Source organism: Streptomyces sp. NPDC050806 (assembly GCF_055586425.1).
This window is the reverse complement of sequence record NZ_JBVJIF010000009.1, coordinates 206069-232084: the sequence shown is the minus strand read 5'-3', so window position 1 is coordinate 232084 and position 26016 is coordinate 206069. Positions and strand designations below refer to the sequence as shown.

At 72.1% G+C, this 26016-nt stretch carries 19 protein-coding genes and 1 pseudogene; 10 read left to right on the top strand and 10 right to left on the bottom strand.

The annotated features are described in order from the left end of the window. Window positions 1-233 precede the first annotated feature (233 nt). Together ACZ6WH_RS28245 and ACZ6WH_RS28240 are read right to left on the bottom strand one after the other, a co-directional pair. On the bottom strand, window positions 234-2543 hold the full coding sequence (locus tag ACZ6WH_RS28245; protein ID WP_469731657.1) for a heavy metal translocating P-type ATPase: 2310 nt from the start codon (window positions 2541-2543) through the stop codon (window positions 234-236). A gap of 4 nt (window positions 2544-2547) precedes the next feature. Then, window positions 2548-2781, bottom strand: a complete 234-nt coding sequence (locus ACZ6WH_RS28240) for a heavy-metal-associated domain-containing protein (protein ID WP_052866971.1) — start codon at window positions 2779-2781, stop codon at window positions 2548-2550. 385 nt (window positions 2782-3166) lie between these two features. On the opposite strand from ACZ6WH_RS28240, the pseudogene ACZ6WH_RS28235 reads away from it, so the two are divergent. Then, window positions 3167-3523: pseudogene (locus tag ACZ6WH_RS28235) on the top strand (DedA family protein); the annotation flags it as partial. A 183-nt stretch (window positions 3524-3706) separates the two neighbouring features. Here the strand turns inward: ACZ6WH_RS28235 and ACZ6WH_RS28230 are convergent. Beyond that, the gene (locus ACZ6WH_RS28230; RefSeq protein ID WP_469731654.1) at window positions 3707-4678 is read right to left on the bottom strand and encodes a TSUP family transporter; all 972 of its coding nucleotides are present in this window, start codon (window positions 4676-4678) and stop codon (window positions 3707-3709) included. A gap of 14 nt (window positions 4679-4692) precedes the next feature. Next, window positions 4693-5694 carry a Gfo/Idh/MocA family protein gene (locus tag ACZ6WH_RS28225; protein WP_469731652.1) on the bottom strand — a complete coding sequence of 334 codons (1002 nt, stop codon included), beginning with the start codon at window positions 5692-5694 and terminating at the stop codon, window positions 4693-4695. 260 nt (window positions 5695-5954) lie between these two features. Here ACZ6WH_RS28225 and ACZ6WH_RS28220 point away from each other — a divergent pair, with 260 nt between their 5' ends. Further along, entirely contained in the window at window positions 5955-7064 is a 1110-nt protein-coding gene (locus tag ACZ6WH_RS28220; protein WP_469731650.1) for a LacI family DNA-binding transcriptional regulator, read from the top strand. Between the two features lie 86 nt (window positions 7065-7150). On the opposite strand, the gene ACZ6WH_RS28215 is transcribed toward ACZ6WH_RS28220, so the two are convergent. The 5 genes from ACZ6WH_RS28215 to ACZ6WH_RS28195 form a co-directional block, all read right to left on the bottom strand. Next, window positions 7151-7357 carry a helix-turn-helix transcriptional regulator gene (locus ACZ6WH_RS28215; protein ID WP_399711375.1) on the bottom strand — a complete coding sequence of 69 codons (207 nt, stop codon included), beginning with the start codon at window positions 7355-7357 and terminating at the stop codon, window positions 7151-7153. A gap of 418 nt (window positions 7358-7775) precedes the next feature. Continuing rightward, window positions 7776-9194, bottom strand: coding sequence for a sugar porter family MFS transporter (locus tag ACZ6WH_RS28210; RefSeq protein ID WP_469731649.1), 1419 nt, complete (start codon window positions 9192-9194; stop codon window positions 7776-7778). Between the two features lie 4 nt (window positions 9195-9198). After that, complete coding sequence (locus ACZ6WH_RS28205) at window positions 9199-10059, bottom strand: sugar phosphate isomerase/epimerase family protein (protein ID WP_469731647.1); 861 nt, start codon at window positions 10057-10059, stop codon at window positions 9199-9201. Between the two features lie 354 nt (window positions 10060-10413). Next, window positions 10414-11448 (bottom strand): Gfo/Idh/MocA family protein, encoded by a 1035-nt coding sequence (locus tag ACZ6WH_RS28200; RefSeq protein WP_469731646.1) that lies wholly within the window; start codon window positions 11446-11448, stop codon window positions 10414-10416. A 349-nt stretch (window positions 11449-11797) separates the two neighbouring features. Beyond that, a complete protein-coding gene (locus tag ACZ6WH_RS28195) occupies window positions 11798-12718 on the bottom strand; it encodes a sugar phosphate isomerase/epimerase family protein (protein ID WP_469731645.1) in 921 nt (306 codons plus the stop codon). A 294-nt stretch (window positions 12719-13012) separates the two neighbouring features. Between ACZ6WH_RS28195 and iolC the strand changes: the two genes are divergently transcribed. Genes iolC through ACZ6WH_RS28170 form a run of 5 tightly spaced genes read left to right on the top strand, consistent with a single transcriptional unit; the run spans window position 13013 to window position 19369 of the window. After that, window positions 13013-14020: a 5-dehydro-2-deoxygluconokinase gene (gene iolC, locus ACZ6WH_RS28190; protein ID WP_469731644.1), complete on the top strand. Its 1008-nt coding sequence runs from the start codon at window positions 13013-13015 to the stop codon at window positions 14018-14020. Between the two features lie 60 nt (window positions 14021-14080). Next, window positions 14081-14962, top strand: a complete 882-nt coding sequence (locus tag ACZ6WH_RS28185; RefSeq protein ID WP_469731643.1) for a Cgl0159 family (beta/alpha)8-fold protein — start codon at window positions 14081-14083, stop codon at window positions 14960-14962. Window positions 14963-15018: 56 nt separating this feature from the next. After that, window positions 15019-15957 carry a 5-deoxy-glucuronate isomerase gene (gene iolB, locus ACZ6WH_RS28180; RefSeq protein ID WP_469731642.1) on the top strand — a complete coding sequence of 313 codons (939 nt, stop codon included), beginning with the start codon at window positions 15019-15021 and terminating at the stop codon, window positions 15955-15957. Further along, the gene (gene iolD / locus ACZ6WH_RS28175; protein ID WP_469731641.1) at window positions 15954-17837 is read left to right on the top strand and encodes a 3D-(3,5/4)-trihydroxycyclohexane-1,2-dione acylhydrolase (decyclizing); all 1884 of its coding nucleotides are present in this window, start codon (window positions 15954-15956) and stop codon (window positions 17835-17837) included. Before iolB ends, iolD begins: the two co-directional genes overlap by 4 nt. A gap of 38 nt (window positions 17838-17875) precedes the next feature. Beyond that, window positions 17876-19369, top strand: a complete 1494-nt coding sequence (locus ACZ6WH_RS28170) for a CoA-acylating methylmalonate-semialdehyde dehydrogenase (RefSeq protein WP_469731640.1) — start codon at window positions 17876-17878, stop codon at window positions 19367-19369. 272 nt (window positions 19370-19641) lie between these two features. On the opposite strand, the gene ACZ6WH_RS28165 is transcribed toward ACZ6WH_RS28170, so the two are convergent. After that, complete coding sequence (locus ACZ6WH_RS28165) at window positions 19642-20874, bottom strand: styrene monooxygenase/indole monooxygenase family protein (protein WP_469731639.1); 1233 nt, start codon at window positions 20872-20874, stop codon at window positions 19642-19644. Window positions 20875-21045: 171 nt separating this feature from the next. Between ACZ6WH_RS28165 and ACZ6WH_RS28160 the strand changes: the two genes are divergently transcribed. The 3 genes from ACZ6WH_RS28160 (at window position 21046) to ACZ6WH_RS28150 (ending at window position 25991) form a co-directional block, all read left to right on the top strand. Next, entirely contained in the window at window positions 21046-22347 is a 1302-nt protein-coding gene (locus ACZ6WH_RS28160; protein ID WP_469731638.1) for a hypothetical protein, read from the top strand. 78 nt (window positions 22348-22425) lie between these two features. Next, window positions 22426-25131, top strand: a complete 2706-nt coding sequence (locus ACZ6WH_RS28155; RefSeq protein ID WP_469731637.1) for a CocE/NonD family hydrolase — start codon at window positions 22426-22428, stop codon at window positions 25129-25131. Next, entirely contained in the window at window positions 25128-25991 is an 864-nt protein-coding gene (locus ACZ6WH_RS28150; RefSeq protein ID WP_469731635.1) for an ABC transporter permease, read from the top strand. The genes ACZ6WH_RS28155 and ACZ6WH_RS28150 overlap by 4 nt, the downstream gene beginning before the upstream one ends. Window positions 25992-26016: the final 25 nt, after the last annotated feature.

Genomic DNA, 26016 nt, shown 5'->3' with positions numbered 1-26016 from the left:
CGACCCCCTCGAATGGTTACGTCCGAACCTCTGTGATCTGGGTCTCTTGCCATATCGGGTGAATACGGTCAAGGGACTCGATCAGGAGATCGGGGCCCCAGTGTATGGGTGCGGTGCGGGTTGTGAGAACTGTGTGAAGGTCCCCAATCCGTGAAGAACCCCACGGGATTTCCGGGCGGGGGCGGGAATTCCGCACCCCCGCGGGACGTCCTCCCGGGGCATCGCGCCGGGCGCTACCGGAAGGACCGCAGCCGCAGGCTGTTCGTCACCACGAACACCGACGAGAACGCCATCGCGGCGCCCGCGATCATCGGGTCCAGCAGCCCGGCCACCGCGAGCGGGATCGCCGCGACGTTGTAGCCGAACGCCCAGAACAGATTGCCCTTGATGGTGCCGAGCGTACGCCGCGCGAGCCGGATGGCGTCGGCAGCCACGCGCAGATCCCCGCGGACGAGCGTGAGATCGCCGGCCTCGATGGCCGCGTCCGTACCGGTGCCGAGGGCCAGCCCCAGATCGGCCTGGGCCAGCGCGGCGGCGTCGTTCACGCCGTCCCCGACCATGGCCACCGACCGGCCCCGCTCCTGGAGCCGCCGGACGACCGCGACCTTGTCCTCCGGCATGACCTCGGCGAACACCTGGTCCGCCGCGATGCCCACCGCACGGGCGACGCTCGCCGCCACGGCCTCGTTGTCGCCGGTGAGCAGGACGGGCGTCAGGCCGAGCGCCCGCAGCCGCGTCACCGCCTCCGCACTGCCGTCCTTCACGGTGTCGGCGACGGACAGCACGCCACGCGCCCGCCCGTCCCACGCGACCAGGACGGCCGTACGCCCCGCGGCCTCGGCGCGGTCCCGGGCGTCGGCGAGCTCGGCGGGCAGGCCCGTGCCTTCGAAGCCGCCGCCAGGGGTCGTTGGAGCCGCGGTGCCCGGGTCCCCGGCCAGCAGCCGTTCCCGCCCCACCACGACCTCGTGGCCGTCCACCGTGCCGCGCACGCCAAGGCCCGGTACGTTCTCGAAACGCTCGACCGCGGGAAGGTCCCCCACGCGCTCCTGGGCGCCCTCCGCGACGGCGCGGGCCACCGGATGCTCGGACGCGTGCTCCAGGGCGCCTGCGAGCCGCAGCAGCGCCTTCTCGTCCGTGTCCGCCGCCGGGACCGCCTCGTACAGGCTCATCCGCCCGGTGGTGACCGTGCCGGTCTTGTCCAGGACGACCGTGTCGACCCGCCGGGTGGACTCCAGCACCTCGGGCCCCTTGATCAGGATGCCGAGCTGGGCGCCCCGGCCCGTACCCACCATCAGCGCGGTCGGCGTCGCCAGCCCCAGCGCGCACGGGCAGGCGATGATCAGGACCGCGACCGCCGCCGTGAACGACAGGGTGGCGTCCCCCGTCACCAGCAGCCGCACGACGAGCGTCGCGAGGGCGATCACCAGCACCACCGGCACGAAGACGGCGGAGATCCGGTCCGCGAGCCGCTGCGCCTCGGCCTTGCCGCTCTGCGCGTCCTCCACCAGCCGCGCCATCCCCGCGAGCCGGGTGTCGGCGCCGACGCGGGTGGCCTCGACGACCAGCCGGCCTGCGGTGTTCACGGTCGCGCCCGCCACCGCGTCACCCGGGCCCACGTCGACCGGTACGGACTCGCCGGTGAGCATCGAGGCGTCCACGGCCGACGCGCCCTGCAGCACGGTGCCGTCGGTGGCGATCTTCTCCCCGGGCCGTACGACGAACCGGTCGCCGACGGCCAGCCGGTCCACCGGCTCCCGTACCTCCCGGCCGTTCCGCAGGACCGTCACGTCCTTGGCGCCCAGCTCCATCAGCGCGCGCAGCGCCGCGCCCGCCTTCCGCTTGGAACGGGCCTCCAGATAGCGCCCGAGCAGCAGGAACGCCGTGACGCCGGCCGCCGCCTCCAGGTAGATCGCCGAGGAGCCGTCCCCGCCGCCGGCCGTCAGGTCGAAGCCGTGCCGCATCCCCGGCATCCCGGCGTCCCCGAAGAACAGTGCCCACAGCGACCAGCCGAACGCGGCCAGCGTGCCGAGGGAGACCAGGGTGTCCATCGTGGCGGCGCCGTGGCGAAGGTTCGTCCAGGCCGCCCGGTGGAAGGGGTACGCGCCCCAGACGACGACCGGCGCGGCCAGCGTCAGGCAGAGCCACTGCCAGTTGTCGAACTGGAGGGCGGGGATCATCGACAGCGCGACGACGGGCGCGGCGAGTACCGCCGACACGATCAGCCGCTGCCGCAGCGCCGACAGCGCGTGATCCGGGTCGCCCTCGGAGCCGGCCGCGCGCTCGTCGTCCGAGTCCGGGGCGGGGGCCGGCGGCTCGGGCTCCGGCTCGCGCGCCGTGTAACCGGTCCGCTCCACGGTGGCGATGAGATCGGCGATCTCCACACCGGAGTCGTAGGCGACCTTCGCCTTCTCCGTCGCGTAGTTGACGGTGGCGGTGACGCCCTCCATCCGGTTGAGCTTCTTCTCCACGCGCGCGGCGCACGAGGCGCAGGTCATGCCGCCGATGGCCAGCTCGACCTGCGCCTGCGACGTGGTGTCCGGCATGGGATCAGGCCTGGCCCACGAGCTCGTAGCCGGCCTCGTCGACGGCGGCGCGCACGGCCTCCTCGTCGAGCGGGGCCTGCGAGACGACGGTGACGAGACCGGTCGCGGCGGCGGCCTCGACCGAGCTGACGCCGGCGATCTCCGAGATCTCCTCCTTCACCGCGCCTTCGCAGTGACCGCAGGTCATGCCGGTGACCTTGTAGGTGGTGGTGACGGGCTGGTCGGCCGGTGCGGTCATGGGACTCTCCTTGTGCCGGGTGACGGTGAGTGTTTCGTGGTTCCTGAGTCCACTGTATACCCCTATGGGGTATACACGGCAAAACCCTCCCACCGCGCCGGAAACATTGCCGTCCGGCAGCCCCGGGACGAGTCTGGAAGGACAGGAAAAGCCCGGACCGGACAGGAGGAGACCGAAACCGTTCGCGTGGGACGGAAACGGCCCGGAAGGACGGCACCGGAACGGTTCGGAAGGACGGGGACCGGCACCGTTCGGATGGGACGGGAACGGTTCGGACGGGACGCAAGTGGCCCGGAAATGACGGGACCGGGACGCACGGGGGAGGGGACGCAGGGCGGAGGGGACGCAGGGCGGAGGAGGCGGGGCCGCAGTGAACGCGCTCGCCATGTACGGACTGCTGGCGCTGACCACCGCGCCACCACTGGTACTCAACGCCGCGCTGCTCGCCTGGGCCGGCGTCCTCGCCGCCGACGGCGACCTCCACCTGGCCCTCGTCCTCTCCGTCGTCGCCGGCAGCGCGCTCCTCGGCGACCTGCTGCTCCACCTGGCCGCGCGGCGCTTCGCACGCCCGGTACGCGCCTGGGCGAACCGCCGCCCGCGCCGCCGGGCGTTCCTGCAACGGACGTCCGTGCTCGTCGACCGGTACGGCGTGCCCTTCGTGGCGGGCGTCCGCTTCCTCCCGGCAGGGCGGGTCGCCGCCGCGCTCGTCACCGGCCTCGTCCGGTACCCGGTGCGCCGCTACCTCCTCGGCTGCGCCATCGCCGAGACGCTCTGGGCGTCGTACTCGGTGGGCATCGGCTACCTCGGCACCACCGCCACCCGCTCCTTCGTGCCCGCCCTGGCCCTCAGCATCGGCCTCTCCGCCGTCGTCTGCGGCGCGACGGCCCTGGTGCAGCACGTGGCGCTGGGGCGCCCGGCGCCCCGGTCAGCGGAGCAGGTTGAGGCCGGCGAGCGTGGTGAGGAGAAGGGTGAGCCGGGTGAAGAGGGGCAGGTCGATGCGGTGGATGCAGCGGCGGCCGAGGTGGGCACCGAGCAGGACGGCGGGGAGCAGGACGGCGTCCAGCAGGAGGACGTCCGGGGTGAGCAGGCCCAGGCCGGCGCTGAAGGGCAGCTTGAAGGCGTTCACCAGGAAGAAGAACCACGCCGCCGTCCCGAGGAAGCCGAGCACGCCGAGGCCTGAGGCGAGCAGGTAGAGGGACATCGCCGGGCCGCCCGCGTTCGCGACCATGGTGGCGAAGCCGGCCATGAGGCCGTAAAGGGCGGTGCGGGTACGGCCGGTGGTGGGGGAGGGGTGTGCGGGGGTGGGCGCCGCGGCCGCCCTGGTGCGGAGGGTGCCGTGGGCCTCTGTGGGGGCCGCGTGCGCAGCTCCCTGAGGGGTGGCGGCATGCGCAGCTCCCTGAGGGGCGGTGGCCGCTGCGCCCTGAGAGGCGGTGGGCACTGCGCCCTGAGGCGAAGCCCCCTCGGCACTTGAACGGGGCGAAGCCTCCTCGGTCCGTGAAGTGGAGCGGGGCGGGCGCCCGCTCCGGAGCCACTTCGCCCGCCGTTGCCACACGTGGTGGACCGTGATCGAGAGCAGCAGGACGCCGATGGTGCGGCGTACGAGGGTGTCGTCGGCGACGGCCGTGAACACGACGCCGAGGAGGACGCCCGCCGCGACGGAGGGGAAGAGACGGAGCAGGGTGGGACGGTCGGCGTGCCGGCGGTAGGCGCGTACGGCGATGAGGTCGCCGGCCAGCAGGAGGGGCAGCAGGGCGCCGGTGGACTCCTTGGCGGGGAGCACCGCGGCGAACAGGGCCACGCCGACGGCGGCCACGCCGCTGAGGGCGGTCTTGGAGAAGCCCGCCAGCAGCGCGGCCACCACCAGGGTGAGCAGCGGGAGCAGTCCCAGGCCGAGCACGGTGACGGCGCGGCTCAGGCGCGGACGTCGGCGAGCGCGACCGGCTCGCCGGTACGGCGCGAACGCTCGCACGCCTCGGCGATGTAGAGCGCTTCGAGGGCGTCGGCGGCCGGGCAGGGGTTCTCCGCGCGACCCGCCGCGACCTCGGTGAAGGCCGTCAGTTCGGTGACGTACGCGGCGTGGAAGCGCTCCATGAACGTCGCGTACGGGGTGGCCTGCTGCCAGGACAGCGTGGCCTCGGCGGTGGGCATCGGGGCGCGGTCGTCCAGGCCGACGAAGCGGGCTCCCTTGGAGCCGCAGACCTCCAGCCGCACGTCGTGGCCCGCGCCGTTGTAACGGGTCGCGGTGACCGTGGCGAGGGTGTCGTCGTCGAAGCGGAGCAGCGCGGCGCAGGTGTCGACGTCGTCGCCGTCGGCGAAGAACGGCTCGCCCTTGTTGGCGCCCTGGGCGAAGACCGAGACGACCTCACGCCCGGTCAGCCAGCGCAGGATGTCGAAGTCGTGGATGGAGCAGTCGCGGAAGAGGCCGCCGGAGGTGGGGATGTACGCGGCGGGCGGCGGCGTTCGGTCCGAGGTGCAGGCGCGCAGGGTGTGCAGCCAGCCCAGTTCGCCGGCGCGGAGCGCGTCGCGGGTGGCGTTGTAGCCCGCGTCGAAGCGGCGCTGGAAGCCGATCTGTACAGGGGTGGGGCTGTGCGCCGCGCGCTCGACGACGCTGAGGGTGCCCGGGACGTCCAGCGCCACCGGCTTCTCGCAGAAGACCGGGACGCCGTGGTCCAGGGCCTGGTGGATGAGGGCGGCGTGGGCGCTGGTGGCAGCGGTGATCACCACGCCGTCCACGCCGTCCGCGTACATGTCCTCGATGGTGGTCGCCGCCCGGACGTCGAGCTTGTCCGCCAGCTCCCGGGCGCGGGCGGTGTCCGCGTCCGCGACGACAACCTCGTGCACGCCGGGGACGCCCTTCAGGGTCTCGGCGTGGAACGCGCCGATGCGGCCGGTGCCGATGAGTCCGAGCTTCATAGCTGCCACTCCCTTGGTGGAGGCACGACTGGTGGAGGCACGACCGCGTCGGCGGCCGGCACTTTGGAACGGTCCAACGGTCCAACTTCTGCTCCGGAACCCTGCATGTCCTTACATAGTCGTGTCAACCCTCGGAGGTGGGGTTTTCCGGCCACCCGTTGACGCCCGTTGGTTTCCCTTGATGTCTCTCGACCGATGCCTCTCGACGTCTGTTGGTGTCCATTGACGGAGGAATGGGGCGGGTGGAAGGATCCCAGCCCATGGAACGGTCCAAAAGGTCCGCCGGGAAGCCTGAGAGGCCGGTGGGACCGGCACGCGCGCGACGGGCGGAGAACGCGGGGCGGGCCACCGCCGGTGCCGTCGACCGGCCGCCGACGATCCGCAGCGTCGCCGAGCACGCGGGAGTCTCCAAGTCGCTGGTCTCCCTCGTACTCCGCGGCTCGCCGCAGGTCAGCGACGCCAAGCGGGCCGCCGTCCTGGACGCCGTCCGGGAGCTGGACTACCGGCCCAACGCCGCCGCGCGCAGCCTCGTGGCCCGCCGCACGCACACCGTCGGCGTACTGCTCAACGACATGCGCAACCCCTGGTTCGTGGAGCTGCTGGACGGCCTGAACTCCGTACTGCACGAGCACGGCCTGCGCATGCTGATGGCCGACGGGCGACTCAGCCGCCGGACGGGCGAGGACTTCACCCGCGCCTTCGCCGAGCTGCGCGTGGACGGCCTCGTCGCGGTCGGCACCATGCCGGACACCGGCGCGCTCGCGGAGGCCGCCGGACGGCTGCCGACGGTCGTCGCCGGCACCCACGACCCGGAGCTGCCCCGGGTGGACACCGTCGCCAACGACGACGCGCGCGGCGCGCGACTGGCCACCGAGCACCTCATCGCCCTCGGGCACCGACGGATCGCGCACATCATGGGCCAGGGCAGCGTCGGCGCGCTGCGCCGCCACGGCTACGAAGCGGCGATGCGCGAGCACGGCCTCGAAAGCGGCATCGTCATGGCACCCAGCGACGCGACGGAGGAAGGCGGCTACCGCGCCGCCGTACGGCTGCTCGGCGGCCCGCGCGGCGGCGAACGGCCCACCGCCGTCTTCGCGTTCAACGACATCGCGGCCGTCGGCGTCCTCTCCGCCGCGCAGGAACTGGGGCTCGACGTACCCCGCGACCTCTCCCTCATCGGCTGCGACAACACCTACCTCGCCCGGATCCGGCACCTGTGGCTGACGACGGTGGACAACGCCAGCCACGAAGTGGGCCGGCGGGCGGCACGGTGCCTCCTGGAGCGCATGGACCATCCGTCCCGGCCCGCCGAACGACAACTCGTCGAACCCGCCCTGGAGATCAGAGGCACCGCGACGGCTCCGCACTGAGGCACGGCGGCAGCCCGCTCCGAAGCGCATGGAACGGCCCCGCACCGGACGATGCGGGGCCTGCGGACAGAGGTAATGCCGGGCGCTCAGCCCTCGCGGTCGCGCCTGCCGCGGTGACCCGGCCGGCGGGCCACCCACTCCCGTACGGTGTCGGCGAACCAGTACGGTTTCCCGCCCTCCACGAGGTCGGGTGGTGGCAGCAGCCCGTGCTTCCGGTAGGAGCGCACCGTGTCCGGCTGGACCCGGATGTGTGCGGCGATCTCCTTGTACGACCAGAGCCTCCGGTCGGTCATGTTCTGCGCACCTCCTCGGCCGTACGCAGGGCGGCCCGAAGGAGCCCGCGGGGGAACTGCGTACGGCTTGGTGATCACTCAGCCTGTGCCTGGTGCAACGAGGTCCTTGAGCGACGGGGACAGCCTGTCGAGGGCCTGTGACGCAAGACCCGCGTAACGGTGACGACCGTGACGCGCTCCGGACGGCTGTTGCCGTACGAAGAAGCCACGTGGCCGCACGAGGGACGCGAGAGAGCCGCGCACGAGGGACACGAGCGACACGAGGGAACCGCACCAGGGACACAAGGCAGCCGCACGAAGGACACGAGGGAGGGGACGTTCGCATACGGAGAAGGGCCGGGCAACCCCCGCGCCCGGCCCTGCCTCATCCCGTACTCAATCCCGTACTCATGCCGTACTCACCCCGTGGTGCGCCGGCTCACGTGTGCGCCGCCGCCCTGCGCAGCTCGTGCTCCAGGTCCTCCAGGGCCATGCCCTTGGTCTCCGGCGCGTACCGCTTGCAGAAGACCAGCGACAGCACGCACGCCACCCCGAACAGCCAGAACGTGACCGCGGCACCGGCCGCGTCCAGCAGCACCGGAAAGAGCAGCGCGACCGCGAAGTTGACCATCCACATCACGAACACCGCGGCGCCCATGGCCAGCCCCCGCACCTTCAGCGGGAACATCTCGGCGAGCAACAGCCACACACCCGTGTTCAAGGTCGCCTGCATGAAGGCCATGTAGACCACCATCAGGCCCAGCACGAGGAAGCTGACACCGGCGGACCGCGGGAGGTGGAACGAGGCGCCCAGCAGAGCCAGGGACACAGTCATCCCCGTCAGCCCCCGGATCAGCATCGGGCGCCGCCCGACCCTGTCGATCAGCGACATGCCGATCGCCGTGGCCACGACCGAGATCGCACCGACCGCGATGGTGGCGGTGATCGCGGCGTTCGTGCCCAGGCCGGTGGTCAGCAGGATCTTCGGGGCGAAGTAGATGACCGCGTTGACCCCGGTGATCTGCTGGACGATCGACAGACCGATCCCGACCAGCAGAAGCCGACGCACCCAAGGGGTACGCAGCTCCTGCCAGGCGCCGCGCTGAGCGCTCGTCTCCAGGGCGCGGGCCTGCTCGATGCGGGCCAGCTCGCCGTCCACCTCAGCGGCCGGCAGGGTGCGCCGCAGGACCGCGCTCGCCTCCGCCGTACGCCCCTTGCTCATGTACCAGCGCGGGGTGTCCGGCAGGAAGAACAGGCCGACGAAGAGGGCGACGGCGGGCAGCGCGGCCAGGCCGAGCATCCAGCGCCACGCCTCCCAGCGCGCGAGCACCGCGTTGATGAGGTACGCCAGCAGCTGACCGCTGACGATCATCAGGGAGTTGAAGGAGACCAGCCGCCCCCGGATGTGCGGCGGGGCGATCTCCGACAGGTAGAGCGGGGTGATGACGGACGCGCTGCCCACGGCGAGGCCGAGGACGAAGCGCGCCGCCACCATGAACGGGACCGAAGGCGCGAGCGCGACGGCGATCGCGCCCGCGATGAACACCGCGCCCGACCGGAGCAGCGAGTTGCGGCGGCCCAGCCGGTCGGACATCCGGCCGCCCGCGAGGGACCCGAAGGCCGCGCCGATCAGCAGGGCACTGGTGATGACGCCCTCGCCGAGCGAGGTGAGCCCGAAGTGCTCCTCCATGAACGGGAGGGCCCCGGAGACGACTCCGGTGTCGTAGCCGAACAGGGCACCGCCGATGGCGGCGATGGCAGCGATGCCGACGATGAAGCGCTTGGCGCGGCCCGCCGTCACGACGGGGGCCTGACCCTCGCGGACGGGCGCGTCCGGTTCGGTCGGTGCGGCGACCATGGGATCAGCTCCAGTGGCGGGTGACGTACTCGTCGATCTTGGCCCGCATGAAACGTGACGACTCCTTCGCACGCTCCTCCCAGGCGAAGACGGAGGACACCAGGGTGCCGTCGAAGCCGTTGGCGGCCAGCTCCCGGAAGAGCTCGTCGAAGTCGACCTCGCCCTGGCCCATGTCCAGGTGCTGGTGGATGCGTACGGCCGAACCGGGCGGGTTGACGATGTAGCGCAGCCCGGAGGAGCCGGTGTGGTCGAAGGAGTCGGCCAGGTGGACGGCGGTGGTCAGATCGCCCGCGTGCTTCAGGATGCCCGGCGCGTCGTTGCCCTGATGGAAGGTGTGCGGCGCGCAGTACAGGAAGGACACCAGCGGGTTGTTGATGCCGCGGATCATGTCGACGGCGGCGTGGCCGTCCTCGATGAAGTCGTCCGGGTGCGGCTCCAGGGCGAGCGTGATGCCCTCCCGCTCGAAGACCGGGAGCAGCTGCTCCAGAGAGCGCCAGAACTGGCCCTCACTTGTGTCGGCCTTCTCGGGACGCCCGTTGAACTCCGAGTTCATCGCGGAGACGCCGAGGTCGGCGGTGATCTGAATGGCCCGCTTCCAGTAACGGACGGCGGCCTGCCGCTCGTCCTCGTCCGGGGAGGACCACTTGTACAGGGGCAGGACGGAGGAGATGCCGACACCCGCCGCGGTCAGCTCCTTGCGGAACTTCTGCACGGTGCCGTCGTCCACGCGCGGGTGGAGGAAGAACGGGTTGAAGTCCTCGCGCGGCGACAGCTCGATCCACTCAAAGCCCAGCTCGGCGACGACGCCGGGCAGCTCGAGCAGCGGAACGTGGCGGAACATGTAGGGGTCGAGGGCGATCTTCACGGAAGGGCAGCCTTTCGAAGTACGGGAGAAGCCCGGGGCCCGGACGGAGGCCCACGGCGGGGCCCGTGACGGAGGCCCACGGCGGAGCCCCCGTGACGGAGCCCCATGGAGGCGGTCGAACACCTGCACCGACGGGGGCGGGGCGGGGGCGGGACGGGAGCCGGCGGATCAGCGGTACGAGTTGTCGTGACCGTCAGCGGTACGAGTTGTCGGTACGACCTGTCGGTACGAGTCGTCGCGATTCGCCGCGATCTTCAGCGCTACGAGGAGCGGCGATCGTCAGCACAACAAGGCGCCGCGACCGTCATCACTACTCAGCACTGCAAGGATCAGCACTACAAGGAAACGCGTGGGTCAGCGGTACAGGGCCGGGCGTTCGACCAGCTCGACGGTGATGCGCTCGCCGGTCTCCTGGGCGCGGACGCCGGCCTCGCAGACCGCGGCGGCGGCGTAGCCGTCCCAGCAGCTGGGGCCCTCGACCTCGCCGCGGCGGGTGGCGTCCACCCAGCGCTGCACCTGGCGGTCGTAGGCGTCCACGAAACGGTCCTCGAAGCCGGGGTCGATGGCGCCGCCCCAGCCGTTGGCGGTGTTGGTGAACACGCCGCGGTCGTCGCCGACACGGGCGGTGCCGTCGGTGCAGACCGCCTCGCACTGGACCTGATAGCCGAAGCCGCAGTTGACGAACAGCTCGGTGTCGACCACGTGGCCGGCGGCGGTCTCGAAAAGGATGAGCTGCGGGTCGTTCAGCCCCTCGGGCGCCTTGCCGGTGGGCTTCGGGAAGAGCACGCGGACGGCGGTGATCTCCTCCTCCAGCAGCCAGCGGGTCACGTCGATCTCGTGCACCGCGGAGTCGTTGATCATCATCGAGTTGGTGAAGCCGGGCGGGGCAGTGGGATTGCGGTGCTTGTTGCGCAGCATCAGCGGCCGGCCGAAGGCGCCCTGGTCCAGCTGCGCCTTGAGCTTCATGTAGTCGGCGTCGTAGCGGCGCATGAAGCCGACCTGGACCCGGCGGTGGCCCAGCTTCTGCTCGGCCTCCAGCACGCGCAGCGCGGAGGCGGCGTCCGGCGTCAGCGGCTTCTCGCAGAGCACCGGCAGGTCCCGCTCGAACGCGGCGAGCAGGGTGGCCTCGTGGGCCGGGCCGGGGGAGGCGATCAGTACGGCGTCGACCGCCGGGTCGTCCATCGCGGCGGCCGGGTCGGTGTAGGGCGTACAGCCGTCGATGCCGTCGGCGATGGTCTTCACGCGGTCGGCGTCGATGTCCACCACGGCGGCGACCCGCGCGCCGCTGATGACGTTCTTGATGCGGCGTACGTGGTCCGAGCCCATCCGGCCGGTGCCGATGACCGCCACCCCGAGCGTTCCGTATGAAGTCTTGTCGTCCCTCGTCATGTCGTCCCTCATCCATCCTTACGAGTGATAGCTACAGACTGTGATGATCCCCGGGAGTAGAATCACTTTATGTAATCGTTGCCGGGGATAGAGGAGGCGGCGCGGCGGACGGACACAGGCGGACTCGCGCACTGGCCGCACAACATGCGTGCCGCACTGGACACCCCTGCCGCACGTGGATGCATGAGTGCACGCCCCACCCGCGCCTGGCGGGTGGCAGCGCTCCACCGCCTGACAGCGCTCCACCGCCACGCCTGGGCGTACCGACTAGGCGTACCCGGTCCGCAGTGCGTATTCGGCGCGAGGCGAGGTCATGCGGGGCGAGGTCATGGGCTCGGGGCGGGGCGGGTCAGGCGCCGCAGGAGCGCAGGAAGCGGCGGGTGCGCTCGGCGATCGGGAAGGGCTGGGCGGGCGGGCAGGGGTACATGTCCTGTTCGACGATGGCGAAGAGGTCCACGTTCAGGGCCTGCGCGGCCTCCAGGACGGGCGGCAGGGCCGGTACGCCGAGCGGCGGCTCGCACATCACGCCCTGCTTCACGGCGGGCCCGAAGGGGGTGCCGTTGGCCTGGACGCCGGCCAGGATGTCGGGGTCGACCTGCTTGAGGTGGAGGTAGCCGATCCGCTCGCCGTACGTCTTGATCAGCTTGACGTTGTCGCCGCCGCAGTAGGCGTAGTGGCCGGTGTCCAGGCAGAGGTTGACCAGATTCGAGTCGGTGCCGTCGAGGAAGCGCTCGACGTGCTCCTCGGTGTCGATGTGGGTGTCGGCGTGCGGGTGCACGACGATGTCCAGGCCGAACTCGTCGCGTACCTGCTTCGCGAGCCGCTCCATGCCGCTGGTGAGGTGCTTCCACTGCTCGGTGGTCAGCTCGTTCGGCTCGATGAGTTCGGCGGTCTTGTCGTCGCGCCAGAACGACGGGATCACGACAAGGTGGTTGGCGTTCATCGCCTTGGTCAGCGTGGCCACCTCGCTGACGTGCTGCCAGGTCGCGTCCCAGACGTCGGGGCCGCGGTGCATCGAGGTGAAGATCGTGCCGGCCGACACCTTCAGGTCACGCTTGGCGATCTCGGCGTGCAGTACGGCAGGGTCGGTCGGCAGGTAGCCGTACGGGCCCAGCTCGATCCACTCGTAGCCGGCCTCGCTGACCTCGTCCAGGAAGCGTTCCCAGGGCACCTGCTGGTCGTCCTCGGGGAACCAGACGCCCCAGGAGTCGGGTGCCGATCCGACGCGGAGCCGGTCCAGGCGGGGAACGTTCGCGCTGGGTACGGACATGGTGCGGCTCTCCTCTCGCCGGTCGGCGATGACCGGGGGAAGGGACGGAGTGGGGTTGCGGTGCGCTCAGCCTTCATCGGTGTGCCGAGCCTGTCAAGACTTCGTCCTGACATAAGGACTTAAGGACTTTGTAACCCTGGGCGTAACCCCGGGTGACTCCGTCATCATCGCATCGTCGACGTCAGAATGTAAGGACAAACTGTTGACAGGGGTTGAGTCGTCCCGTTAGACCTGTGGTCGGAGCCGACCTGGCCGGAGCCGACAGCCGGCACCGGGCGAATCGAAGGGGCGCACATGACCGAGCCGACCGACACCGGACGCTTTGACCTGATCACCATGGGCCGCATCGGAGTGGACATCTACCCGCTGCAGACCGGCGTCTCGCTGGCCGAGGTGGAGACGTTCGGGAAGTTCCTGGGCGGCTCGGCCACCAACGTCGCGGTCGCCGCGTCCCGCCAGGGCCGCCGCACCGCGGTGATCAGCCGCACCGGTGACGATCCCTTCGGTGCGTACATCCACAACGCGCTGCGCGACTTCGGCGTGGACGACCGCTGGGTGACCCCCGTCGCGCAGTACCCGACCCCGGTCACCTTCTGCGAGATCTTCCCGCCGGACGACTTCCCGCTGTACTTCTACCGTCGGCCCAAGGCTCCCGACCTGGTCATCCGCCCCGAAGAACTGGACCAGGACGCCATCCGTGCCGCGCGCGTCTTCTGGATCACCGGTACCGGCCTGTGCGAGGAGCCCAGCCGCTCCGCGACGCTCGCCGCCCTGGAGGCCCGCGCCAAGTCCGGGACGACCGTCTTCGACCTGGACTGGCGGCCGATGTTCTGGGGCGGCCAGGGCGGCGCCTCCGGGGACGGCGGCGAGACCGGCGCGCAGGCGATGGCCAACGCCCGTCCGTATTACGAAGCGGCGCTGGCGCACGCCACCGTCGCGGTCGGCAACGTCGACGAGGCCGAGGTCGCCACCGGCGTGCGCGACCCGAAGGCCTGCGCCCAGGCGCTCCTGGCCATGGGCGTCGAACTCGCCGTCATCAAGCAGGGCCCCAAGGGCGTGCTCGCCGTGCACCGCGACGGCCGCACCGCCGAGGTGCCGCCCACCCCCGTGGAGGTCGTCAACGGCCTCGGTGCGGGTGACTCGTTCGGCGGCGCCCTCGTGCACGGCCTGCTCGCCGGCTGGGACCTGGAGCGCATGATGCGGTACGCCAACGCCGCCGGCGCCATCGTCGCCTCCCGCCTGGCCTGCTCCTCGGCCATGCCCACCACCTCCGAGGTCGAAGCGTTCCTCGCGGAGCGCTGACCACACCGCCGCACACCGCCCGCGCGGACTGCGCGGGCGCTCAAGAAGGTGAGTTACGCCTTGACCACTCCGCTCTCCGACCTCGTGCGGCTGCGGGCCCGGCACCCCGAAGCCGTCGCGGAAGCCGCGGCCCGCCGCACCCGCCGCCCCCTCATCGGCGACAGCGGCCGGCTGATGATCGTCGCCGCCGACCATCCCGCGCGCGGCGCCCTGGCCGTCGGTGACCGCAAGCTGGCCATGGCGGACCGTTTCGACCTGCTGGAACGCCTCTCGCTCGCGCTGTCCCGGCCGGGCGTCGACGGGGTGCTGGCCACCGCCGACATCCTGGAGGACCTGCTCCTCATGGGTGCCCTGGAGGGCAAGGTCGTGATGGGCTCGATGAACCGCGGTGGGATCGCCGGCGCGTCCTTTGAGATGGACGACCGCTTCACCGGCCACCGTCCGCAGGACATCGCCCGGCTCCGCTTCGACTGCGGCAAGCTGCTGATGCGCATCGACTACGAAGACGCCGGATCGCTGGACACCATGGAGTCCACTGCGCGCGCCATCGACGCCATGGCGGAGCTGGAACTGCCCACCTTCGTCGAGCCGTTCATCTCCCGCCGGGTCGACGGGAAGGTGAAGAACGACCTGAGCGCCGAGGCGGTGACCAAGTCCGTCGCCATCGCCTCCGGACTCGGCGGCACCTCCGCGTACACCTGGCTCAAGCTGCCGGTCACCGAGGACCCCGACGACATGGCGCGGGTCTGCGAGACCTCGACGCTCCCGACGGTGCTGCTCGGCGGGGACATCTCGGCCGCCGACCAGGACACGACGTACGAGAAGTGGCGCAAGGCCCTCCATCTGCCCACCGTGCAGGGGCTGGTCGCCGGGCGCTCGCTGCTCTACCCCGTCGACGGGGACGTGGCAAGCGCTGTGGATACCGCAGTCGGCCTGCTCTAGCCGGAGTTGTCCACAGGCATCTGTCACTGTCAGTGATCAGTAGGAGACTTGACGCCATGAACGCCGAATCCCGCTTCCACCGCCCGGCCGGCACCGCCGCCGACGGTCCGTACGCCCTCGACATCCATCCCAAGAACGCCGGCTGGGGGTACTCCTCCCTCCGCGTGCTCGAACTCCCGCCCGGCGGCCACCACTCCTTCCCGACCGGCGACAGCGAGTGGATCGTGCTGCCGCTGTCCGGCGGCTGCACGGTCGCGGTCGATTCCGGCGAGGAGTTCGCGCTGACCGGCCGGGAGAGCGTCTTCAGCGGCGTCACGGACTTCGCGTACGTACCGCGCGACGCGCACGTGGGCATCGCCAGCGAGTCCGGCGGCCGCTTCGCGCTCACCGGCGCCCGCTGCGAGCGCAGGCTCCCCGCGCGGTACGGCCCGGCCTCGTCCGTCCCCGTCGAGCTGCGAGGTACGGGCAACTGCTCGCGGCAGGTCAACAACTTCGGTGCGGCAGCCCCCGCCGGAGGCGACAGTGACTACGGCTTCGAGTGCGACAAGCTCATCGCCGTCGAGGTGCTGACGCCGGGCGGCAACTGGTCCTCCTACCCGCCGCACAAGCACGACGAGTGCCGGCCCGGCGAGGAGTCCGAGCTGGAGGAGATCTACTACTTCGAGATCGCCGCCGCGACCGGCGAGGACGGCACCGCCAGGCCCGGCCTCGGCTACCAGCGCGTGACGCCCTCCGGCGACGGCCGCGAGACCGATGTGCTCGCCGAGGTACGCGGCGGCGACGTCGTCCTCATCCCCGACGGCTGGCACGGCCCCTCCATCGCGGCGCCCGGCCACGACATGTACTACCTCAACGTCATGGCGGGCCCCGGCGAGGCCCGCGAGTGGCTGATCTGCGACCACCCGGACCACGGCTGGATCCGGGGCACCTGGTCCGAGCAGCCCGTCGACGCCCGCCTCCCCCTCTACAGCGCACCCGCAGGAGACCCCCGATGACCGCCCCGACGACGCGCCGCCTCACGGTCGCGCAGGCCCTGGTCGCCTTCCTCGCTCACCAGTACACCGAGCGGGACGGCGTACGGCGCCGCCTGATCGGTGCCACCTGGGGCATCTTCGGCCATGGCAACGTCGCCGGGCTCGGCCAGGCGCTGCTGGAGTCGCAGGATGCGATGCCCTACCTCCAGGGCCGTAACGAGCAGGCCATGGTGCACGCCGCCGTCGGGTACGCCCGCCAGTCCGACCGGCTCTCCGCGCAGGCCGTCACCACCTCCATCGGCCCCGGCGCGACCAATCTCGTCACGGGCGCGGCCCTGGCCACGGTCAACCGCCTGCCGGTCCTGCTGCTGCCCGGTGACACGTTCGCCACCCGCCCGGCCGAGCCCGTGCTCCAGCAGCTGGAGGTGGCGTACGCGGGGGACGTCTCCGTCAACGACGCGCTGCGCCCGGTCTCCCGCTACTTCGACCGGGTCGGCCGCCCCGAGGCGCTGATCCCCGCCGCTCTGCAGGCCATGCGGGTGCTCGCCGACCCGGTGGAGACCGGTGCGGTCACCCTGGCCCTGCCGCAGGACGTGCAGGCCGAGGCGTACGACTGGCCCGAGGAGTTCTTCGCCGACCGGGTCTGGCACGTCACCCGCCCGCAGCCGGACGCGGGCGCGCTGGCCGAGGCGGTGCACGCCGTCCGCTCCGCCGAGCGGCCGCTGCTCGTCGCGGGCGGCGGCGTCCACCACTCCGAGGCGGAGGACGCGCTGCGGGCCTTCGCCGACGCCACCGGCATCCCGGTCGCCTCCACCCAGGCGGGCAAGGGCTCGCTGCGGTACGACCACCCGGCCGACGTGGGCGGTATCGGGCACACCGGCACCGCGACCGCGGACGCGCTGGCCCGCGAGGCGGACCTGATCATCGGAGTCGGCACCCGCTACACCGACTTCACCACCGCCTCGGCGACGCTGTTCGCCCGCCCCGGCGTGCGCTTCGTCAACCTCAACATCGCCTCCTTCGACTCCCACAAGCTCGGTGCGCACTCGCTGATCGCCGACGCCCGCGCGGGCCTGGAGGCGCTGGCCCGGGAGCTCGGCGGACACCGGGTGGAGCGGGCGTACGAGGAGGCGTACGGCGCGGCCAAGGCCGAGTGGGAGCGGATGGTGGACACCGCTTACCTGACCGGTGCCGAGGACGCGCGGCCCAGCCAGACGCAGGTGCTCGGGCTGCTCGACGCGACCGTCGGCGACGACGACGTGATCATCAATGCGGCCGGCTCGCTCCCCGGTGACCTGCACAAACTGTGGCGCGCCCGGTCCCGCCGCCAGTACCACCTGGAGTACGGCTACTCCTGCATGGGGTACGAGATCCCGGCCGCGATCGGCGTCCGGATGGCCACCCCGGACCGTCCGGTGTGGTCGCTGGTCGGCGACGGCACGTACCTGATGATGCCCACCGAGATCGTGACGGCGGTCCAGGAGGGCATCAACATCAACCTCGTCCTCATCCAGAACCACGGCTACGCCTCGATCGGCGGGCTCTCGGAGGAGACCGGCGCCGAGCGTTTCGGTACGGCGTACCGGTTCCGGGCCAAGGACGGCACGTACACCGGCGAGCCGCTGCCGGTGGACCTGGCCGCCAACGCCGCGTCGCTGGGCATGGAGGTGATCCGCGCGGCGACCGTGGCCGAGCTGCGGGCGGCCCTCTCGGCGGCGCGCGCCTCCGACCGGCCCACATGTGTCTATGTCGAGACCGAAACGGCTGACACAGTGCCGGGCGCGCCCGCGGCGCAGGCCTGGTGGGATGTTCCTGTTGCCGAGACCGCGACGCGTGAGGCGGCGCTGCTCGCCCGTGAGGAGTACGACCGCCAGGCGGCCGGACGCCGCCGCCATCTCTGACCTCAGCTGAAGCTTTCGTCCCCAGAAAGGCCCCGCACATGAAGACCCTCAGCCACTGGATCGGCGGCAAGCCCGTCGAGGGCATCTCCGGCAACTTCGGTCCGGTCTACAACCCGGCCACCGGCGCCCAGGAGAAGCAGGTCCCCTTCGCCTCGGTCGACGAGGTGGACTCCGCCGCCGCCGCGGCCAAGGCCGCCCACGCGACCTGGGGCACCAGCTCGCTCGCCAAGCGCACCTCGATCCTGTTCAGGTACCGCGAGCTGGTCGACGCGCACCGCGAGGAGATCGCGAAGCTGATCACCGCCGAGCACGGCAAGGTGCACTCCGACGCCCTCGGCGAGGTCGCCCGCGGCCTGGAGATCGTCGAGCTGGCCTGCGGCATCTCCGAGAAGCTCAAGGGCGAGCTGTCCACCCAGGTCTCCACCCGTGTGGACGTCTCCTCGGTCCGCCAGTCGCTGGGTGTGGTCGCCGGCATCACGCCGTTCAACTTCCCGGCCATGGTGCCGATGTGGATGTTCCCCATCGCGGTCGCCTGCGGCAACACCTTCGTGCTCAAGCCCAGCGAGAAGGTGCCCTCGGCCGCCTTCAAGCTGGCCGAGCTGGCGGCCGAGGCGGGTCTGCCGGACGGTGTGCTGAACGTCGTCAACGGTGACAAGACCGCCGTGGACCGGATCCTGGAGCACCCGGACATCGCCGCGGTCTCCTTCGTCGGCTCCACCCCGATCGCGAAGTACATCCACACCACGGGCACCGCCAACGGCAAGCGTGTGCAGGCGCTGGGCGGCGCGAAGAACCACATGCTGGTGCTGCCGGACGCCGACCTGGACCTGGCCGCGGACTCCGCGATCAACGCGGCGTACGGCTCGGCGGGCGAGCGCTGCATGGCCATCTCCGTCGTGGTCGCGGTCGGTGACACCGCGGACCCGCTGATCGAGAAGATCAAGGAGCGGGCCGGGAAGCTGACCATCGGCCCCGGCGACGACCCGGCCTCCGAGATGGGCCCGCTGATCACCAAGGTGCACCGGGACAAGGTCGCGTCGTACGTGACCGGCGCGGGCGCCCAGGGTGCGACCGTCGCGCTCGACGGCACCGGCTTCACCGTCGAGGGCCACGAGGACGGCCACTGGATCGGCGTCTCGCTGCTGGACAACGTCACGCCCGAGATGGACTGCTACCGCGACGAGATCTTCGGCCCGGTGCTCTCCGTCGTCCGTGTCGACACGTACGACGAGGCCATCGCCCTGATGAACAACTCGCCGTGGGGCAACGGCACCGCGATCTTCACCCGGGACGGCGGCGCGGCCCGCCGCTTCCAGCTGGAGGTCGAGGCCGGCATGGTCGGCGTGAACGTGCCGATCCCGGTGCCGGTGGGCTACCACTCCTTCGGCGGCTGGAAGGACTCGCTCTTCGGCGACCACCACATCTACGGCAACGACGGCGTGCACTTCTACACCCGCGGCAAGGTCGTCACCACCCGCTGGCCGGACCCCTCCGACGGCGGCATCAACCTGGGCTTCCCCAGCAACAGCTGACGTCAGGCAACAGGCAGCTGACGCCGGGCAACAGGCAGCTGAAGCCGGGCAACAGCCGACGTCGGGCAGCAGCTGACGCCAGGCATCGGCCGACGCCCGGAAGCGGAACGGGCGGGACGGGCGGAGCCCCGCCGGTGCGGACCGGCGGGGCTCCGCCGACCGCGCTCAGGAGCTGTACCGCGCTCAGGAGCTGTACCGCGCTCAGGAGCCGTACCGAGCGTGGGAGCCGTACCGAGCGTGGGAGCCGTACCGAGCGTGGGAGCCGTACCGGCTCACGGGGCGCGGATCTCCGCCAGGTAGGACGCGGCGGCCTCCGGGTCGGTGAGCCAGTGGCGGAAGTCGGCGGGGTCGGCGTAGCCGTTGACGAAGCGGTGGGCGACGGCCGGGCAGTGGGCGGCGGCCGCCAGCAGCCGCCGTACGTGGTCCGGCGGCGGCTGGAGCATGGCGTTGGTGAACTCCGTGGCGTACTGCGCGTGGTCCCAGAAGGTCTCGAAGGTCCGCTCCATCCAGGCCCGGTCGAAGGGGGCGTCGCCGCGTTCCCTGATGGCGCGGAGGTAGCGGGCGGCGCAGCGGGCCGCGTTGTTCGAACCCTGGCCGGTGACCGGGTCGTTGACGACGACCGTGTCCGCCATGCCCAGGACCCAGTGGCCCGCCGCCACCTCGGCGACCGGGCGCCGCACCGTCGGGGTGACCGCGCCGTAGAGCGTGCAGCGCGCGTCGGTCGGTTCGGCGTTCCGGCACAGTTCGTACTCCACGGGCACGTACCGGCGCAGCAGGCGCTGGGTGCGGGTGAGGCAGTCGCCGGGGCCCGGGCGGTCCTGCCAGCAGTCGAAGGGGCCGCCCGGCAGCCCCTCGAAGAAGACGATGTCGCACAGTCCGCCCGTGGTGAGCGCGGGGATCACGAAGACCTCCCCGGCCCCGGCGGTGAGATGGGAGCGGGCCTGCGGCGCGGGGTACTCCGGCGGGTGCCCGACGCCGTGCAGGTAGATGCAGGCCAGGGTGCGTTGGGGCCGGTCGTACGGGGAGCGGGCCGGGTCCCGGGGGAAGAGCCGGGCGAGGTCGCCGCGGCCCGCGGCGACCAGCGTCAGGTCGTGCGAGGCGGCCAGCGCGGCCAGTCGGCGGGCGTCGGCCGCGCCGTACTCCACCCGGCCGCCGCGCGCTTCGTAGAGGTCGAGCCAGTCGGCCGTCTTCACCCGCTGGTCGACGGATTGCGCCTCCTCGTCGAAGCGGCCGCTGAACCGCAGCGCGGGCGTGCCCGGCGGGTCCCAGACGGTGGCCTGCAGTGCCGTGATGCCGGGGGCCTTGCCGTCCCAGGAGTTCAGGCCCGCCGTCCGTTCGAGGCCCAGCGCGGGGCCGAACATGATCTGTGTCGACAGCACCCGGCCGGAGCGGATCTGCTCCGGTGTGCGGTCCGAGACGACGGTCACGTCGTACCCCTCGGCCAGCAGTCCGTGGGCGAGTTGCAGCCCCGCCTGCCCGGCTCCGACGATCGCGATGGCGCGCATGCCGCCTCCCACCCCCGCGGCCCGGTGCGGCGCCGGACCCCTCCTTCAGTTGTACTGGCGGTGCGCGGGGGGTGTACAGATCCGTTACGGTGCGCGGGCGCCGTACCGCCGTTCCGGCACCCGGCGCAGCTCGGCACAGATGGCACAACATAAAGAAAAGACGGGGGCGAGATGCCGCACAGTACGGTCCTCAGCAAGGGGGCGCGGATCACCGCGGGGGTGTTCTGCACGCTCTTCTTGCTGCACAGCGCCACATGGATGGCGATCGATGTCGCGGAGCGCGGGTTCGGGGCGCTGTGGGACTCCTGGGCCGGTGCCGGCGGCACGGGCATGGTGACCGACCTGTTCACGCTGGCGCTCGCGGTGGTGCAGCTCGGCGCGGTCTGGGCGGCGTTCACCGGGGCGCGGGCCGCCGGCGGCATCCTGGCCGTGGCGACGACGCTGACGTTCACCTCCAGCGTGCTGGTCTTCATCAGCACCGGCCAGCACACCAGCGACGACCGCTGGTTCCGCGGTGAGGTGGACAACGGCAGCGGCACCTTCGAGGGCGTGTTCATCAGCAGCGCCTTCGTCATCCTGCTGGCTTTCGCGTGCGGCGTGGTGCTCCTCGCGGGCATGCGCAGCTGGCCCACGCGGCGGCCCAGCGACCCGCCGATGCGTCCCGCGAAGCCGGCGGTCGCGACCGGTGCCGCGGTGCTCGGTGTCCTCGCGCTGTTCGGCGCGGTCTGGAACATCTACATGGTGGTGGAGTACGGCTCCGGTGTGCTGGAGGCCCTGTACCTGGGCCGTGGCACGCTGACGGCGCTGCTGAGCGTCGCGGGCGGCTGGCAGTCCGTCGTCTTCGTCCTGCTGACCGGGGTCGGCGCGCTGCTGTGCCTGGGGCGTGCGGGGTCCGCGCGCGGCTTCGCGCTGGGGCTGGCGCTCGTCCTGCTGCCGCTCGCGCTGATGACGACGATCGCCCTGATCAGGTTCGGTGTGTTCTTCTCGGTGCAGCAGGGCCCGGCGTTCCCGGTGATCCTGAACCACACGCAGATCCTGTTCGAGCTGGTGGGCTCGGTGGCGCTGCTGGTCCTGATGGGGCGTCCGGGCGTGCCCGTCGCCGCCGAGTGGTACCCGCCGGCGCAGCCGGGCATGCCGGGGCCGGCGCCGTTCGCGATGCCGGGCACGCAGCCGTACGGAGCGCCGGGCCAACCGCAGCCGGGTTACGCCCAGCCCGGCCAGCCGCAGCCGGGTTACGCGCAGCCCGGGTACGCGCCGCCCGTGCAGCAGCCGCAGCAGCAGCCCGGCTTCGGCCCGGCCGCCGCCCCGGCACCGGGCTTCGGCCCGCCCGCCGCGTCCCCGCAGGCACCCGCGGTACCGCCGCAGGCCCCCCAAGCGCCTCCGCAGCCCCCGCAGGCGCCGCCCATGCCGTACGGCGCTCCGCCCGTCCCGCCCGCTCCGCCGGGCGGCGGTTTCGGTCCGCCGCAGGGCTGACCTGGGAGGTCATGAAGGTGAGACGGAGATCGCAGGGCTGACCCGGAGATCGTTGGGCACCCCCGTAGGGTGAACGACATGGCTCTGAAGGTTCCCCGGCCGCGTGGCCGGCGACTGGTCGCGCTCGTGGCCGTGCTGGGCGTCCTGCTCGGCGGCGGCTCATGGGCGGCCGTCGCCGCGTCCGACGACGCGGCCCCCGCGGTGCACCGCGAGGACCACGTTTTGACGCTGCCGGAGAAGCCCGGCAGCAAGTCCACCGTCCGGATCGACACCTCCTACTTCACCAGCACGGCGGACTCCGGCCGCCGGCCCGCCGTGCTGGTCGGCCACGGCTTCGGCGCGAGCAAGGCCGCGGCCGCCGGCCAGGCCCAGCAGCTGGCGCGGGCCGGGTACGCCGTGCTCACCTGGTCGGCGCGCGGCTTCGGCCGCTCCACCGGCAAGATCGGCCTCAACGACCCGAAGGGCGAGGTCGCCGACGTCAGCGGGCTCATCGACTGGCTGGCGAAACGCCCCGAGGTGCAGCTGGACAAGGCCGGTGACCCGCGCGTCGGCATGACCGGCGCCTCGTACGGCGGCGCCATCGCGCTCCTCACCGCCGCCCACGACCCCCGTGTCGACGCGATCGCCCCGCAGATCACGTACTGGAACCTCGCCGACGCGCTGTTCCCCGACGGGGTGTTCAAGAAGCTGTGGGCCGGCTACTTCTTCACCACCGGCTCGGCCCCCGTCACCACCACCGTGCCCAACCCCGCACGCGGCGTCGCCTGCAACCGCTTCGAGGCGCAGCTGTGCCGGATGTACGAGCGGGTGGCGGTCTCCGGCCGGCCGGACGCGGCGGCCCGGGAGATGCTGGAGAGCCGCAGTCCGAAGGCGGTGGCCGACCGCATCAAGGTCCCCACCCTCATCTCCCAGGGCCAGTCCGACTCGCTCTTCCCGCTCGGCCAGTCCGACGCGCTGGCCAAGGCGCTGAAGAAGAACGGCGCGCCGGTCGCGGTGGACTGGATCGAGGGCGGCCACGACGGCGGCAACCGTGAGGAGCCCCGGGTACTGGCGCGTACGGAGGCGTGGTTCGCCCACTACCTGAAGAAGGACCGCGGCGCCGACACCGGTCCGGCGTTCCGGATCAGCCGGGCCGGGGGCGTGAACGCCGCCGACGGGGCCTCGCGGCTGCGCGGCGCGACCGGGGACAGCTACCCGGGCCTGCGCGGCGACCCGCGGTCCGTGCCGCTCGCCGGCCGCGAGCAGACTCTCGCCAACCCCGCGGGCGGCGACCCGCCCGCCATCTCCTCCGTTCCCGGCATCGGCGCCGCGCTCGGCAGCCTCAGCGCGCTGGGCAACAGCCCGTCGCTGGACTTCCCCGGCCAGTACGCCCGGTTCGAGTCCGCGCCGCTGAAGGATTCCGTGCAGGTCACGGGCTCGCCCACGGCGAAGATCCGGGTGAAGAGCGACCACGACGAGGCCGTGCTGTTCGCCAAGGTCTACGACGTCGGACCGGACGGGCAGAGCCAGTTGCTGCCGCACCAGCTCGTCACGCCGCTCCGGGTGACGGACGCGAAGGACGGCCGTACGGTCTCCGTCCGGCTCCCGGCCATCGACCACGAGTTCGAGGCCGGGCACCACATGCGGCTGGTGGTGGCCGCCACCGACATGGCGTACGCATCACCCGACGAACCCGCCGTGTACAAGGTCGCGCTCGCCGGCAAGGACGCGCTGAGCGTGCCGACCGCGCCCGACGTGCGGACCGCCCCCACCTCGCTGCCCTGGTGGGTGTGGGGCCTGCCGCTCGCGGCCGTAGTGATCGCCGCCGGGCTGCTGCTCACCGGCCGCCGCCGCACCACGCCGCCCGCCCCCGACCCGGACCTGGCGGATGTGCCGCTGCGCATCACCGGCCTGACGAAGAAGTACGCGGGCGCCGTGGACCGGTACGCCGTACGGGAGCTGACTTTCGGCGTCGAGCGCGGCCAGGTGCTCGGGCTGCTCGGGCCGAACGGCGCGGGCAAGACCACCACGCTGCGGATGCTGATGGGGCTGATCACGCCGGACGAGGGCGAGATCCGGGTGTTCGGGCACGCGGTGCGGCCGGGTGCTCCGGTGCTCTCCCGGGTCGGCGCCTTCGTCGAGGGCGCGGGCTTCCTGCCGCATCTGACGGGCCGGGAGAACCTGGAGCTGTACTGGCGGGCGACCGGCCGGTCGGCCGAGGACGCGCACCTCGACGAGGCGCTGGAGATCGCGGGCCTGGGCGAGGCGCTGCAACGCGCCGTCCGTACGTACTCGCAGGGCATGCGGCAGCGGCTGGCCATCGCGCAGGCCATGCTCGGCCTGCCGGACCTGCTCATCCTGGACGAGCCGACCAACGGCCTGGACCCGCCGCAGATCCGCGAGATGCGGGCCGTGATGATCCGGTACGCGGCCGAGGGCCGGACCGTGATCGTCTCCAGTCATCTGCTGGCCGAGGTCGAGCAGACCTGTACGCATCTGGTCGTCATGGACCGTGGCCGGCTGGTGCAGGCGGGCCCGGTCGCCGAGATCGTCGGGAGCGGCGACACGCTGCTGGTCGGCACGGCGGCGCCGGTGCCGGACGGGGTGGTGGAGAAGGTGGCCGCGCTGCCGTTCGTCGTCTCGGCCGCGGGCGGTGACGACGGGCTCCTCGTACGCCTCGACGGCACGGCCGGCACCCCGGAGCTGCTCGCCGAACTCCTCCGGCTGGGCGTGCCGGTGGAGAGCGTCGGTCCGCACCGCCGCCTGGAGGACGCCTTCCTGACCCTGATCGGAGGGGACCGATGAATACCGCCGCACATCCGGCCGGGCCCGCGGCCGGCTACCGCGCGGGCCGCACCCTGCCGCTGCGTGTCGAGGCCCTGCGGCAGCTGAAGCGGCGCCGCACGCTGGTGGTCGGCCTGGTGCTGGTCGCGCTGCCGTTCGTGCTGGCCGCGGCGTTCGCCATCGGCGGCGATCCGGCCGGGCGGAACAGCCGGGTCAACCTGATGGACACCGCGACCGCCTCGGCCGCCAACTTCGCGGCCACCGCGCTGTTCGTCTCGGCCGGCTTCCTGCTGGTGGTGCCGGTCGCGCTGTTCTGCGGCGACACGGTCGCCTCGGAGGCGAGCTGGTCCTCGCTGCGGTACCTGCTGGCGGCGCCCGTCCCGCGGACCCGGCTGCTGCTGAGCAAGCTGACCGTGGCGCTGGCCTTCAGCGCGGCGGCGATGGTGCTGCTGCCGCTGGTCGCGCTGGCCGTGGGCACGTACGCGTACGGCTGGGACGGGCTGCGGCTGCCGGGCGGCGGGGTGCTGCCGGCCGGGGACGCGGTGCCGCGGCTGGCGCTGGTGGTGGCGTACCTCTTCGTGTCGCAGCTGGTGACGGCGGCGCTGGCGTTCTGGCTGTCGACGGTGACCGACGCGCCGCTGGGGGCGGTCGGCGGCGCGGTCGGCCTCACCATCGTCGGCAACGTCCTGGACCAGGTCACCGCGCTCGGCAACTGGCGCGACGTGCTGCCCGCGCACTGGCAGTTCGCCTGGGTGGACGCGCTCCAGCCGAAGCTGGACATGACGGACATGCTGCAGGGCGCGGCGGTCTCGGTGTCCTACGCGCTGGTCCTCTTCGCGCTGGCCTTCCGCGGCTTCCGCACCAAGGACGTGGTGTCCTAGCGGACCCGGTGCCGTACCGGCCGGG

Bases quoted from the DNA above. Each gene is read 5' to 3' on its own strand.
- ACZ6WH_RS28245 (WP_469731657.1), bottom strand. From the start codon at position 2,543: ATGCCGGACACCACGTCGCAGGCGCAGGTCGAGCTGGCCATCGGCGGC.
- ACZ6WH_RS28240 (WP_052866971.1), bottom strand. From the start codon at position 2,781: ATGACCGCACCGGCCGACCAGCCCGTCACCACCACCTACAAGGTCACC.
- ACZ6WH_RS28225 (WP_469731652.1), bottom strand. From the start codon at position 5,694: ATGAAGCTCGGACTCATCGGCACCGGCCGCATCGGCGCGTTCCACGCC.
- ACZ6WH_RS28220 (WP_469731650.1), top strand. From the start codon at position 5,955: ATGGAACGGTCCAAAAGGTCCGCCGGGAAGCCTGAGAGGCCGGTGGGA.
- ACZ6WH_RS28215 (WP_399711375.1), bottom strand. From the start codon at position 7,357: ATGACCGACCGGAGGCTCTGGTCGTACAAGGAGATCGCCGCACACATC.
- ACZ6WH_RS28210 (WP_469731649.1), bottom strand. From the start codon at position 9,194: ATGGTCGCCGCACCGACCGAACCGGACGCGCCCGTCCGCGAGGGTCAG.
- ACZ6WH_RS28200 (WP_469731646.1), bottom strand. From the start codon at position 11,448: ATGACGAGGGACGACAAGACTTCATACGGAACGCTCGGGGTGGCGGTC.
- ACZ6WH_RS28195 (WP_469731645.1), bottom strand. From the start codon at position 12,718: ATGTCCGTACCCAGCGCGAACGTTCCCCGCCTGGACCGGCTCCGCGTC.
- iolC (WP_469731644.1), top strand. From the start codon at position 13,013: ATGACCGAGCCGACCGACACCGGACGCTTTGACCTGATCACCATGGGC.
- iolB (WP_469731642.1), top strand. From the start codon at position 15,019: ATGAACGCCGAATCCCGCTTCCACCGCCCGGCCGGCACCGCCGCCGAC.
- iolD (WP_469731641.1), top strand. From the start codon at position 15,954: ATGACCGCCCCGACGACGCGCCGCCTCACGGTCGCGCAGGCCCTGGTC.
- ACZ6WH_RS28170 (WP_469731640.1), top strand. From the start codon at position 17,876: ATGAAGACCCTCAGCCACTGGATCGGCGGCAAGCCCGTCGAGGGCATC.
- ACZ6WH_RS28165 (WP_469731639.1), bottom strand. From the start codon at position 20,874: ATGCGCGCCATCGCGATCGTCGGAGCCGGGCAGGCGGGGCTGCAACTC.
- ACZ6WH_RS28160 (WP_469731638.1), top strand. From the start codon at position 21,046: ATGCCGCACAGTACGGTCCTCAGCAAGGGGGCGCGGATCACCGCGGGG.
- ACZ6WH_RS28155 (WP_469731637.1), top strand. From the start codon at position 22,426: ATGGCTCTGAAGGTTCCCCGGCCGCGTGGCCGGCGACTGGTCGCGCTC.
- ACZ6WH_RS28150 (WP_469731635.1), top strand. From the start codon at position 25,128: ATGAATACCGCCGCACATCCGGCCGGGCCCGCGGCCGGCTACCGCGCG.